General features: G+C 36.7%; 12 protein-coding genes and 1 tRNA gene. 10 read left to right on the top strand and 3 right to left on the bottom strand.

Features of this window, described 5'->3' with window-relative positions:
- The first annotated feature begins 103 nt into the window (after positions 1-103).
- The 3 genes from fabV to SP041_RS12995 all read left to right on the top strand — a co-directional run bounded on the left by fabV (position 104) and on the right by SP041_RS12995 (position 2,536).
- Positions 104-1,300: an enoyl-ACP reductase FabV gene (gene fabV, locus SP041_RS13005; protein WP_025564119.1), complete on the top strand. Its 1,197-nt coding sequence runs from the start codon at positions 104-106 to the stop codon at positions 1,298-1,300.
- 157 nt (positions 1,301-1,457) lie between these two features.
- Positions 1,458-1,534 (top strand) — tRNA-Pro (locus SP041_RS13000).
- 42 nt (positions 1,535-1,576) lie between these two features.
- Complete coding sequence (locus SP041_RS12995; RefSeq protein WP_025564117.1) at positions 1,577-2,536, top strand: KpsF/GutQ family sugar-phosphate isomerase; 960 nt, start codon at positions 1,577-1,579, stop codon at positions 2,534-2,536.
- A 241-nt stretch (positions 2,537-2,777) separates the two neighbouring features.
- Here the strand turns inward: SP041_RS12995 and SP041_RS12990 are convergent, their stop codons facing one another.
- Both SP041_RS12990 and rsmD read right to left on the bottom strand, forming a co-directional pair.
- The gene (locus SP041_RS12990; RefSeq protein WP_025564115.1) at positions 2,778-3,041 is read right to left on the bottom strand and encodes a DUF1145 domain-containing protein; all 264 of its coding nucleotides are present in this window, start codon (positions 3,039-3,041) and stop codon (positions 2,778-2,780) included.
- A 2-nt stretch (positions 3,042-3,043) separates the two neighbouring features.
- A complete protein-coding gene (gene rsmD, locus SP041_RS12985) occupies positions 3,044-3,649 on the bottom strand; it encodes a 16S rRNA (guanine(966)-N(2))-methyltransferase RsmD (RefSeq protein ID WP_025564113.1) in 606 nt (201 codons plus the stop codon).
- Positions 3,650-3,746: 97 nt separating this feature from the next.
- Here rsmD and ftsY point away from each other — a divergent pair, with 97 nt between their 5' ends.
- The 7 genes from ftsY (at position 3,747) to SP041_RS12950 (ending at position 10,824) form a co-directional block, all read left to right on the top strand.
- Positions 3,747-5,414, top strand: coding sequence for a signal recognition particle-docking protein FtsY (gene ftsY, locus SP041_RS12980; RefSeq protein WP_137297878.1), 1,668 nt, complete (start codon positions 3,747-3,749; stop codon positions 5,412-5,414).
- Positions 5,415-5,431: 17 nt separating this feature from the next.
- Complete coding sequence (ftsE, locus tag SP041_RS12975; RefSeq protein WP_025563877.1) at positions 5,432-6,112, top strand: cell division ATP-binding protein FtsE; 681 nt, start codon at positions 5,432-5,434, stop codon at positions 6,110-6,112.
- Entirely contained in the window at positions 6,105-7,094 is a 990-nt protein-coding gene (gene ftsX, locus SP041_RS12970; RefSeq protein ID WP_025563875.1) for a permease-like cell division protein FtsX, read from the top strand. Before ftsE ends, ftsX begins: the two co-directional genes overlap by 8 nt.
- Positions 7,095-7,247: 153 nt before the next feature.
- Complete coding sequence (locus SP041_RS12965) at positions 7,248-7,568, top strand: hypothetical protein (RefSeq protein WP_025563873.1); 321 nt, start codon at positions 7,248-7,250, stop codon at positions 7,566-7,568.
- Positions 7,569-7,681: 113 nt separating this feature from the next.
- Positions 7,682-8,530 carry an RNA polymerase sigma factor RpoH gene (gene rpoH, locus SP041_RS12960; RefSeq protein WP_025563871.1) on the top strand — a complete coding sequence of 283 codons (849 nt, stop codon included), beginning with the start codon at positions 7,682-7,684 and terminating at the stop codon, positions 8,528-8,530.
- 75 nt (positions 8,531-8,605) lie between these two features.
- Positions 8,606-9,466, top strand: a complete 861-nt coding sequence (locus SP041_RS12955; protein WP_025563868.1) for a prephenate dehydratase domain-containing protein — start codon at positions 8,606-8,608, stop codon at positions 9,464-9,466.
- 428 nt (positions 9,467-9,894) lie between these two features.
- Positions 9,895-10,824 (top strand): dienelactone hydrolase family protein, encoded by a 930-nt coding sequence (locus SP041_RS12950; RefSeq protein ID WP_051368495.1) that lies wholly within the window; start codon positions 9,895-9,897, stop codon positions 10,822-10,824.
- 204 nt (positions 10,825-11,028) lie between these two features.
- Here the strand turns inward: SP041_RS12950 and trmA are convergent, their stop codons facing one another.
- The gene (trmA, locus tag SP041_RS12945; RefSeq protein WP_025563864.1) at positions 11,029-12,132 is read right to left on the bottom strand and encodes a tRNA (uridine(54)-C5)-methyltransferase TrmA; all 1,104 of its coding nucleotides are present in this window, start codon (positions 12,130-12,132) and stop codon (positions 11,029-11,031) included.
- Positions 12,133-12,159 lie beyond the last annotated feature (27 nt).

The raw sequence follows: 12,159 nt of genomic DNA, 5'->3' as shown, positions 1-12,159 counted from the left end.
TAATTTTACTTACGCCTTTGATTGAAACGGCACTTTGTTAATCATTATGTTTAATAAATTGTGTCCAGATTGAAGGTTTCAAATACCATAAGAGCGAAATAATATGATCATTAAACCAAAGATTCGTGGCTTTATTTGTACAACTACACACCCAACGGGCTGTGAAAAAAACATTCAAGCACAAATTGAATACACTAAGAAACAAGGCAAAATTGAAAAAGGCCCTAAACGTGTATTAGTGATTGGTTCTTCTGCTGGTTACGGCATGTCATCTCGTATTGCTGCTGCATACGGAAGTGATGCTTCAACAATCGGTGTGTTTTTTGAGAAGCCAGCAACCGATCGTAAAGTAGGTTCTGCAGGTTGGTACAATAGTGCTGCATTTGAAAAACAAGCTAAAGAAGATGGTCTATACGCTAAAAGCGTTAATGGTGATGCATTCTCGAATGAAACAAAGCAACTTGTTATCGATACAATCAAAGCTGACTTAGGTCAAATCGATGCGATTATCTATTCAGTTGCTGCACCTGTACGTAAATTACCTGACACAGGTGAAGTGATTCGTTCAAGCCTAAAACCAATTGGCGAAACTTACACTTCAACTGCTATCGATACTAACAAAGACGTGATCATCGAAGCATCAGTAGAGCCAGCAACAGAAGAAGAAGTTGCTAATACTGTCACGGTAATGGGCGGACAAGATTGGGAACTTTGGATGAACGCGCTAGCAGATGCTGGTGTATTAGCTGAAGGTGTTAAAACAGTTGCTTACTCTTACATTGGTACTGAATTAACATGGCCTATCTATTGGAATGGCGCATTAGGCAAAGCTAAATTAGATTTAGACCGTGCTTCTACTGCTATTCAAGCTCAATTAACACCTTTAGGTGGTGAAGCTTATGTTTCAGTACAAAAAAGTGTCGTAACACAAGCAAGTTCTGCTATTCCAGTCATGCCTCTATACCTTTCAATGGTATTTAGAATCATGAAAGAAAAAGGCTTACATGAAGGTTGTATGGAACAGATTCACCGTCTATTCACAACACAATTATTCAAAGCTGACGGTTCTTCTCCTACTACAGATGAAGCTCGTCGTTTACGTCTTGATGATTGGGAACTTCGTGATGAAGTACAACAAGCATGTACAGACTTGTGGCCACAAATTACTACTGAAAACCTGTTTGAACTAACAGATTACCAAGATTATAAAGATGAATTTTTACAATTATTTGGTTTTGGTATCGATGGTGTTGACTACGATGCTGACGTTGAACCTTTAGTTGAATTCGACTGTCTATAATCAGCGTTAAGCTGAAAGTTAAATATTAAAAATACCCGCTTATATGCGGGTATTTTTTTAGTAAAATAATTGTTTTTTAGTCATTTATTTTAGAGTGCTAACCGATACGTGACTTTTTTGTTGCAACTTGATGGTAAATAATTAAAATTATGGCCATCGGTATGTAGCGCAGCTTGGTAGCGCACTGTCATGGGGTGTCAGGGGTCAGAAGTTCGAATCTTCTCATACCGACCAATTCCTCTTTTATTATCTTTCCTCTTATATAAAGGACGTTTCATGTCTCGTTTTTCATTACCTGAGTCTCAATTATTAAAAGAAGTTCAAACCGTATTTGAAGTACAAAGTGCAGCGATTAGCGCACACAGTAAATTAGTCGGTGAACCTTACTTACAAGCTTTATCATTAATGAAAAACTGCCAAGGACGAGTGATTGTTTGTGGTATGGGAAAATCAGGGCACATCGGTACTAAGATCGCAGCGACACTTGCATCTGTTGGTACACCCTCATTTTTTATGCACCCAGGTGAAGCATTTCACGGTGACTTAGGGATGGTGACTAAAGATGACGTGTTATTACTGATTTCATACAGCGGTGAAACGGATGAGCTATTGAAGATCATTCCTTCACTACAACATTTCGGTAATAAAATAATTTCGATTACCGGTGGTAAAAACTCTACATTAGCTAAACATTCTGATGTTGTATTAGATGCGAGTGTCGAAAAAGAAACGTGTCCAAATAATTTAGCGCCAAGTACATCAACAACACTCACTTTAGTGATTGGTGATGCTTTAGCCAATACCTTAACCTTAGAAAAAGATTTTAGCCCAATGGACTTTGCTCGTTTTCATCCAGGAGGCAGTTTAGGTAAGCGCTTATTAACTTTCGTTCGTGATGAGATGCGCAGTGATAATTTACCAATCGTTTCTGCCGATACGTCAGTGACAGATGTATTAATGGTGATGACGGAAACACGTACGGGATTAGCATTAGTGTTAGATGGCGATAACCTACAAGGCGTGATCACCGATGGTGATGTTCGCCGATTCTTAATTGCGGGTGAAAGCATTGTTGATAGCCAAGCGTCACACTTAATGAATTCAACACCTCGTTTAATATCAGCATCTGCGCGTTTAACTGAAGCTGAAGAGTTAATGCGTGAAAAACACATTAAATGGCTAGTGGTAAGTGAGGATGGTAAAAAAGTAGATGGCATCATTGAGTGGGCTCAATAAGTTATAAACTGCTGAGCGGGTTTAATAAGTTAAAATAGCTGAGTGGGTTCAATAAGTTATAAACTGCTGAGCGGGTTTAATAAGTTAAAATAGCTGAGCGAGCTTAATAAGGTTAAGAATAGGTGAGTCAGTTCTAAATATATTAACGCCATAGCCTCAATCTACTTCATTAAAAAAGGGTGAACATATAAATGTTCACCCTTTTTAGTTTTCAAGTCTCGGCCTAAAATAGGCTTTAAAACTAATTTAATCGGTCTTTTAGCTGCCACATTTTAAATACACCAAAAAAGAATATAGCGAATCCCTCTTTTTTAGTTAATTTGAGCTTTTCAGCGAATGCACCATAAATAACTAATAGTTGGATGGCATGCATGGCCACCACAAAAGCTAACAAAAAGTAAAAGGCGAGGGCGGCTTTGCCAGGGAAAGGAAAAAATAAGTTAGCAATTAATAATCCCCAAATAATGACCATTAACGCTTTAGCAAAGGGAATAAAGTACTTCATGATTAACCTCTACTAAATAATTGGTAACGAACTTGACCGGAAATTTTTTCTTTTAACAACTCCCAATTGTCAGGTGTTGTTAAGGTGGTTAATGTACTTTCGACTTCGACATAAACCAGGCAATTATCTGTTAAGTGACCTTGAGATTCTAATTGTTCAATACAAGGTTGTGCTAAACCTAAATTAAATGGCGGATCTACAAATACCACATTATATTGTTTAGCAGCAGGCTGTGTTAAATATTTTAAAGAGTCACCCTGAATAACTTGCGCGTTTTCTACTTTAAGCGTATTTATATTGCTTTGTAATTGAATCGCGACTTGTTTATCGAGTTCTAAAAAAGTGCAATATCGGCTATAACGAGATAAAGCTTCAAAGCCTAAACTGCCACTGCCACTAAAACAATCTAAGCAGTTTGCATCTCGAATATCATGCATTAACCAATTAAAAAGCGTCTCTTTGGTACGATCGGTTGTTGGACGTAAACCTTGTTTATCTTTGACTGGTAACTTTTTTCCTCGCCATTGACCTGAGATTAGACGGATAAATCCATCACTAGTTGGCTTTTTACTTTTTTCTTTGGGTGAAACACGTTGATTTTTACGCATATTATTTTTAGTCCGGCAAGCAATAGTGCTAATATAGCAATTCAATACGCTTGCTATTTTAGCAGGGTAAACAGGTTGTTAGTAAGGTTTTTAATTAATGTCTAAGAAGAAAGGATTGTTTTCATGGTTTTCTAAAAAGCCAGCGAAAGAAACAGAGCAAGAAAAAGCTGAATTATTAGTTCGTGAGCAGGCTGAAAAAGAAGCCGCACTAGAAAAAGTAGCTGCCGAAGAAGCGCAAAAACAAGCTGAATTAGAAGCTCGTGAGCAAGCCGAAATAGCGGCGCGAGAAAAAGCAGCCGCCGAAGAAGCGCAAAAACAAGCTGAATTAGAAGCTCGTGAGCAAGCAGAATTAGCGGCGCGAGAAATAGCAGCCGCTGAAGAAGCACAAAAACAAGCTGAATTAGAAGCTCGTGAGCAGGCCGAAATAGCGGAACGAGAAAAAGCAGCAGCTGAAGAAGCACAAAAACAAGCTGAGATATTCGCTCGTGAGCAAGCAGAGTTAGCTGCCCAAGAGCAAGCCGCTGAAGAGGCTAAACAAGTTGCAGCCTTATTAGCAAAAGAACAAGCAGAACTTGCAGCTCAAGAAAAAGCAGCAGTCGAAGAAGCGCAAAAACAAGCTGATTTATTAGCACGTCAACAAGCTGAACTTGAAGCCCAAGAGCAAGCCGCTAAAGCACGAGCAGCTTATCAAGAAGCACAACGAAATGCTGAGATTGCACGCCAACAAGTAGAACAAGATCTTAACGAAGAAGTTAAAGCTGAGATCGAGTTAACACCCGCAGTGGTCGAAGAGCCTGAAAAAACGGAAGAGTCATTAGAAACTGATGAAACTAAAAAACTTGGTTTTTTCGCTCGTTTTGCACATAGTTTAAAAAGAACACGTCTTAGTATTGGTAGTGGTTTATTATCTTTATTTAAAGGTAAAAAAATCGATGATGATTTATTTGAAGAGTTAGAAGAGCAGCTTATTGTTGCGGATATTGGTGTTGAAACAACATTACGTATTATTCAAAACTTAACGGATCATGCCGATAGAAAACAATTAAAAGATGCAGAAGTGCTTTATGAGTTATTGAAAAAAGACCTTTCTGATATCTTAGAAAAAGTTGAACAACCTTTAGTGATAGACGAAACTAAAAAACCTTATGTTATTTTAATGGTTGGGGTTAATGGCGTAGGTAAAACCACGACTATTGGTAAGTTAGCTAAAAAATATCAAAGCGAAGGTAAATCAGTGATGCTGGCTGCAGGTGATACATTCCGTGCCGCTGCTGTTGAACAGTTACAAGTCTGGGGTGACCGTAATAATATCCCTGTTATTGCTCAACAAACAGGTGCAGATAGTGCATCAGTATTGTTTGATGCAATGGATGCAGCCCAAGCTCGTGGTGCCGATGTATTGATTGCAGATACTGCTGGTCGCCTACAAAATAAAGAACATTTAATGGGAGAGCTGGCAAAAGTTGTGCGTATTATGCGCAAAAAAGATGCTACTGCACCACATGAGATTATGTTAACTATTGATGCTGGCACAGGTCAAAATGCCATTAGTCAGGTTAAGCTATTTAATGAAGCGGTTGGTTTAACAGGCGTTACATTTACTAAGTTAGACGGCACAGCAAAAGGCGGTATTATTTTCTCTATCGCTGATCAATTCAAACTCCCAATTCGTTATATCGGCGTTGGTGAAGGCATTGATGATTTACGAGAGTTTAATGCTAAAGAGTTTATTGATGCTCTTTTTTCTAAAGAAGATGAATCATAACAAGGTAAAAATAGACAATGATATTATTTGAAGAAGTCAGCAAAATTTATGGCGATAATCAAATCGCTTTAAATAAAGTAGATTTTCATTTAAAACAAGGTGAAATGGCTTTTTTAACAGGTCACTCAGGCTCTGGTAAAAGTACACTATTAAAATTAGTTAGTTTAATGGAACGCCCAACAACAGGTCGCATTGTTTTAAACGGTAATGATATCAGCCATATTAAAGGTGATGATATTCCTTACTTACGTCGCCATATCGGTATGATCTTTCAAGATCATCGTTTATTAATGAACCGTACGGTGCTTGATAATGTAGGCTTACCTTTATTGATTGAAGGCTATAGCAGCTTTGAAATAAGACGTCGTAGTTTAGCTGCATTAGATAAAGTAGGGTTAACAGGTAAAGAACATTCTTTCCCTATTAATTTATCGGGTGGTGAGCAACAACGTGTTGGTATTGCGCGTGCAATCATTAATCAACCTCCACTATTATTAGCGGATGAACCGACAGGTAACTTAGATCCAAAATTATCATTAGAGATTTTGAGTTTATTTGAATCGTTAAATCAATTTGGTATGTCAGTATTGATCGCGACACATGATTTAGGTCTGATTGCAAAAATGCGTTATCGCACATTGACGTTGCGTGAAGGCGATATGATTAATGATGGCTTATTAAGGGAACGTAATGAGTAATTCAATGGGTGCAAAAAGAAAGCTATCAGGCTCTCCAAAAATTAATAAAGTCTCTTTTTTGGCTCGAGTTAAAGCGTCACTTAGTCAGCATGTTCATCAACTTTCAAGCAGCTTTTTTGAGCTATGGAAAACACCTTTTGCTACCTTAATGACCATTTTAGTACTCGGTATTGCACTTTCACTACCGACTGTCTTTCACGTTGTTTATAAGAACGTAGAACGTGTTAGTGGGCAATGGGATAGTGCTTCAGAAGTTAGCTTGTTTTTGAAAAAAGATATTTCAGAAGAAAGAGTGCAAGTACTGATCAATAAACTGGGTTTATATAAAGATATTGAAACCGTTACTTATATTTCTCGCCATCAAGCATTGGAGGAGTTTAAAGAAATGTCTGGTTTTTCAAAGGCATTAAACTATTTAGACGAAAACCCATTACCTGCAGTACTGGTTGTTGTACCAGTTAAAGGCGCGATGAATACTGCTGGTAGTAAGCTATTGGTCGCTAAATTAGAGCGTGAACAAGACATTGATTTAGTACGAGTTGATATTGATTGGATAGAAAAATTACAAGCTATATTCTATCTAGTTGTTGATGTAGTGATAGGTATTGCTACTTTATTATTACTTTCAGTGCTTCTGATCGTTAGTAATACTATTCGTTTGAATATTCTTAACCAACGCGCCGAAATTGAAGTCTTAAAGTTAGTAGGGGCAACCAATAGCTTTATTCAATTACCTTATTTATATATAGGGGCTTGGTATGGATTCTTAGGAGGTGTTATTGCTTGGTTATTTTCTTTTGTGCTGGTGATTTGGTTAGAGTCTGGCGTGATGAATTTAACGGGACTTTATCAAGCTAACTTTGAACTTATATCACTCAGTTTTGATGGAACAATTATATTGTTGGTAACGAGTGCATTATTAGGTTTAATTGCTTCGTTCATCTCAGTGAAACAATACCTTGTTACAATAGAACCAAAGTAATTTAAACACTTCATTAAATAATATTTGAATAAGTCATAGCTAAGCCTATGCACTTATAAATTAAAGAGATCAACCTTGATCTCTTTTTTTTTGCATGTATTATGTGATCTACTTCACGGGGATTTCTTGAGAAGATTTGATTTCAGGTGTTTTATGAAAATTGTTGATATTAAGTTGTTACCAATCTCGTCGCCTACTTGCCAAGCACTTATTCAAGAACAAATGGCTTTCCAAAAAGAAATGAAGCTAATTGAGCTAACTGCCGACTGTAAGGAAATCCTTGTCATTCGGGTTGATGGTCGATTGATTGCCTATGGAACTTTTGACCTGTATGAAGGTCAGATTATGCGTATTAATTCTTTACATTTCCGAGATATTTTTCAACATCATGTATTAGGGCAATACTGGTTATCTCGTTATGTAAAACGTAAACTTGAAAGAAAATGCTATTTGAATTTTTTGATAGCCAGTTAACTTTATTACATTGGTTAATGTATTTTTCTTTTGTGTTTGCTACTGTATAATAAATTGTTATCTTTTTAAGAAAACATCTATTATCTAAACCTAAAGTATTTCAAAGGTGAATCATGAGTGAAACAATAAATTCAATGAGTATCGTTCCTCAAGGAAGTATTGGAGCCTATGTTCAATCTGTAAACTCATTCTCAAAGCTAAGCGCTGAAGAAGAACAAGAGTTAGCAGAGCGTCTATTTTACCAAGGTGATTTAGAAGCAGCTAAAAAGTTAGTCATGTCACATCTTCGTTTTGTGGCTTACATTGCTAAAAGCTATGCCGGTTATGGTCTAGCACAAGCTGATTTAATTCAAGAAGGTAACGTAGGCTTAATGAAAGCAGTTAAACGCTTTGACCCAACTGTGGGTGTGCGTCTTGTATCTTTTGCTGTGCATTGGATTAAAGCTGAAATTCATGAGTACGTTATTCGTAACTGGCGCGTAGTTAAAATTGCAACCACTAAAGCACAACGTAAATTGTTCTTTAACCTTCGTAAATCTAAAAAACGTTTAGGCTGGTTTAAAAAAGAAGAAGTTGAAGCGGTAGCAGAAGACTTAAATGTAAGTACTAAAGATGTACTTGAAATGGAATCGCGTTTAAATGCACAGGATCATTCATTTGATTTAAGTGTTAATGATGATGACGATAACAATTTCGCACCAATGCATTATCTTGAAGACAAAAGCGCAAGTGTAGAAACGCAAATTGAGCAAGAAAACACAGAGTCTCATACTAAAAATAAACTGTATTCTGCGTTATCAACATTAGATGCACGTAGCCAAGATATTTTAAGTTCTCGTTGGTTAAGTGAACCTAAAGCGACGTTACATGATTTAGCTGATCGTTATGGTATTTCAGCAGAACGTGTTCGCCAGTTAGAAGCTAACGCATTGAAGAAACTCAAGACCAATATGGATTTCTAACGAGTAACAATTTGATTAGGTGAGCTTTAGCTCACCTTTTTTATTCCTTTCTATAACACATCAACTCGGTACTTTATGCTTAACATTGCAACGCTTGGCCCTAAAGATACATTCTCTGATCTCGCAACTAAGCAATACATTCAAGCTATACAAGCTAAAGAGCCGCTACAAACAACACATATTCAATACTATGCAACGTTGTCACAAACCTTTGAAGCCATTGGTAAAGATTGCCAATTAGGCGTACTACCGATTGAGAATTTATCGGAAGGTTATGTACAAGTCGTACTAGATCAACTACTTGATACTAAGTTATCAGTGATCTCTGAGTTACTATTACCTATTCAATTTTCATTTGTTGGTTTTTGTGAGCAGCTATCAGAGCTAACTGACTTATATGTTCAGTTTGTTGCCCACGGACAATGTTCTGAGTTCATTAACGGTTTGGAAGGTGTGCAGATCCACATGACACAAAGCAATATTGAGTCTTTGGTATTAGCACAGAAAAAAGGCAAAACAGCAGGAGCGATTATTCCGCAACATGCATTGTCACATGCTAATGATGCCAAGCTCATTGATAATGATGTTACTAATTATAGGAATAACCAGACGCGTTTTTTAGTCCTTTCAGAAACACCACAAGCGCGTATTCAAGGTAAAGAGTATAAAACCACGTTAGTTGTTAATAACAAACAAGATTGTCCCGGTGTACTAGGCAATATTGTGAGTGCTTTTGCATTACAAAAAGTGAATTTAACCTCGATTATGTCGCGTCCTACGCGTTCTCAAATTGGTAATTATCACTTTTTTATTGATATTGATGGGCACCAAGAAGATGCACATATCTCTGCTGCACTAACAGAAATACAAGCGCAATATGATGTCACTGTTGTTGGATCTTATATTAAAGCGATTAATACTAATGGCAATAAATAGACGTTCTCATTTTATTAGTTAAAATAACCCATTTTTGTACGATTAATTTTACTATCAACTCTACTGCTACTTTATTATCAACGTTGTAAAAATAATCACCATTTACAACTATTTCTTCCTCAAATTTAATTGCTCTACACAAGGTTTAGATCACATATTCAAGCTAATTAGTCTCTTTTGAATATGTCTTATTACTATTCCTGTTATTTTTTTATCTTCTAAAACCCCATATAAATAGCCATCTTCAAAGATAATTAATAATGTTTTTTGTTCTATATGTTAATTTCACTTATTATTTTAATGGTTATTATTTGATTTACAGTTGTTTAAAAAATAGTTATCTTTTGAACGATCGTTTTTTTGTTTTCCATAGCATTTCAATAATGTCCGTAACGTTTAATAATGAGAGTGTGAATATGACTAACCCTATGCAGCAACAATCACCGCAGTTAACATCAGGAACAGAAGAACAAAATACAGTGCAAATTCCTCAAGAAGCTTTTGATTGGTACGATGAATATGCACATGGAGATATTGATCGACGTACCTTTTTGAGAAGGCTTGCGGGCATTGCTGGAGCAGGTATTACTTTAGCCACACTTTCTACTGCTTTATCTCCTAACTATGCATTAGCGGAGCAAATTTCATTTAATGATGCTGATATTACTGCAACCTATGAAAAGTTCTCATCGCCACAAGGCCATGGTGAAGGACAAGGGTATTTTGTAACACCTAAAAAAGTGGATGGTAAACTACCTGTTGTATTAGTTATTCATGAAAACCGTGGTTTAAACCCTTACATTAAAGACGTAGCGCGTCGTTTAGCGAAAGCTGGATTTATCGCATTTGCACCTGATGCCTTGTATCCACTAGGTGGCTATCCAGGTAATGATGACGAAGGTAAAGTGATGCAGAAGTCACTTGATAAAGTCAAAATTGAACAAGACTTTATTGCGGCAGCATCATTTTTGAAAGAGCATCCACAAAGTAACGGCAAGCTAGGGGCGGTTGGTTTCTGTTTTGGTGGCTATATTGTTAACATGCTAGCCGCAACGGTACCTGAAACATTAGATGCAGGCGTCCCATTTTACGGTACTCCAGCCGCTTCAGAGTTAAGAAAAAATATTAAAGCACCGTTATTAATTCAATTAGCTGAGCTTGATAAAAGAGTTAATGCGTATTGGCCTGAATATGAAGCTGATTTGAAAAAATATAATGTTGATTACGAAATGTTTATGTATGAAAAAGCCAATCATGGCTTCCATAATGATTCGACAGCGCGTTATGTACCAACCATGGCTGACCTAGCATGGGATAGAAGCATCGACTTCTTTAATAAGCATTTAGCGACGAGCTAAGCGATATAGCTTTGTAGTCCTAGAAACTGAACGACACTTATTTCATGACGTTATATTTAATTAAGTGTTAAAAAAAGAGCTCAATATTTGCATATTGAGCTCTTTTTTTGTTTAGCTATATTGTTTACCTAAGCACTAAGCACTAAGCACTAAATACTAAATACTAAATACTAATACTAAGTATGGGCACTTGATATTAGCGCTTTATTTTCTTACTAAGAATACACCCGCTTCAGTGTGGTGTGTGTAAGGGAATTGATCAAACAGAGAAAACTTCTTAATGTCATGCGTTTGAGTAAAGACTTCTAGGTTATCTTTTAATGTTTCAGGGTTACAGCTGATGTACATTATATTCTCGTACTGCTGTACCATTTTAACTGTATCGTCATCTAAGCCTGCACGCGGTGGATCAACAAAAATAGTGTTGCATTGGTAGCTAGATAACTCAACATTCTTCTCTTTTAAACGATTAAACTCACGAACACCATTAATCGCCTGTGTAAACTCTTCAGCGGACATACGCACGATGGTTACGTTATCTATGTTATTTGCAGCAATATTAAATTGTGCAGAATTAACTGACGGCGTTGAAACTTCGGTTGCTAACACGCGGTTAAAGTTTTTAGCGAGCGCTAACGAGAAGTTACCGTTACCACAATACAGCTCTAACAAATCACCTTCACTATCACGCGTACAATCAATGGCCCATTCCAACATATCGACAGACACTTTAGCATTCGGTTGTGTAAAACTATTTTCAACTTGCTGATAGATTAATTGTTGTCCATCAACCTCTAGCTTTTCAATCACGAAATCATTATCAACAATAAACTTCTGACGTCTTGCTCGGCCAATGATATTGATGGTGAAGTGTTCAGATAAACGTTCTTTTAAGGCTTTTATTGCAGTTAACCATTCGTCATCTAATACTTTGTGATAAAGCAAGCTAACCATGATTTCGCCACTTAAACTCGATAGGAAGTTAGCTTGGAATAGTTTAAAACGTAGAATAGGAGAGACTTTTAACTCTTCAACTAACATTGGCATTAATTTATTAATTAAGGTGCTTGCTGGTAAGAATTGCTCAACACGAATACGCTGACGCGTCTCTTGATTAGTCATGTAAAAATACAGATCTTCATCTTCATGCCAAACACGAAACTGACTACGCATACGGTAATGTTGTTTTTCTGAAGCAAAACAATCTAATTCAGGTAGTTCAAAGGTTGAAAAGAGTTGTGTAAATTGCTCTTTTTTAGCGTCTAATTGTGATTCATAATTGTCCGGATCAACAAATTCTAAGCTCATTATTACCTCTGTATTCTAAATCTGTAT

Origin of the sequence: Psychromonas sp. SP041, from assembly GCF_000470315.2 — a bacterium.
Classification (GTDB): Bacteria; Pseudomonadota; Gammaproteobacteria; order Enterobacterales; family Psychromonadaceae; genus Psychromonas.
The sequence above is the reverse complement of the archived record's forward strand: the minus strand, read 5'-3'. Positions and strand labels throughout refer to the sequence as shown.

Coding starts and splice junctions, on each gene's coding strand:
- fabV (WP_025564119.1), top strand. CDS start 104: ATGATCATTAAACCAAAGATTCGTGGCTTTATTTGTACAACTACACAC.
- SP041_RS12995 (WP_025564117.1), top strand. CDS start 1,577: ATGTCTCGTTTTTCATTACCTGAGTCTCAATTATTAAAAGAAGTTCAA.
- SP041_RS12990 (WP_025564115.1), bottom strand. CDS start 3,041: ATGAAGTACTTTATTCCCTTTGCTAAAGCGTTAATGGTCATTATTTGG.
- rsmD (WP_025564113.1), bottom strand. CDS start 3,649: ATGCGTAAAAATCAACGTGTTTCACCCAAAGAAAAAAGTAAAAAGCCA.
- ftsY (WP_137297878.1), top strand. CDS start 3,747: ATGTCTAAGAAGAAAGGATTGTTTTCATGGTTTTCTAAAAAGCCAGCG.
- ftsE (WP_025563877.1), top strand. CDS start 5,432: ATGATATTATTTGAAGAAGTCAGCAAAATTTATGGCGATAATCAAATC.
- ftsX (WP_025563875.1), top strand. CDS start 6,105: ATGAGTAATTCAATGGGTGCAAAAAGAAAGCTATCAGGCTCTCCAAAA.
- SP041_RS12965 (WP_025563873.1), top strand. CDS start 7,248: ATGAAAATTGTTGATATTAAGTTGTTACCAATCTCGTCGCCTACTTGC.
- rpoH (WP_025563871.1), top strand. CDS start 7,682: ATGAGTGAAACAATAAATTCAATGAGTATCGTTCCTCAAGGAAGTATT.
- SP041_RS12955 (WP_025563868.1), top strand. CDS start 8,606: ATGCTTAACATTGCAACGCTTGGCCCTAAAGATACATTCTCTGATCTC.
- SP041_RS12950 (WP_051368495.1), top strand. CDS start 9,895: ATGCAGCAACAATCACCGCAGTTAACATCAGGAACAGAAGAACAAAAT.
- trmA (WP_025563864.1), bottom strand. CDS start 12,132: ATGAGCTTAGAATTTGTTGATCCGGACAATTATGAATCACAATTAGAC.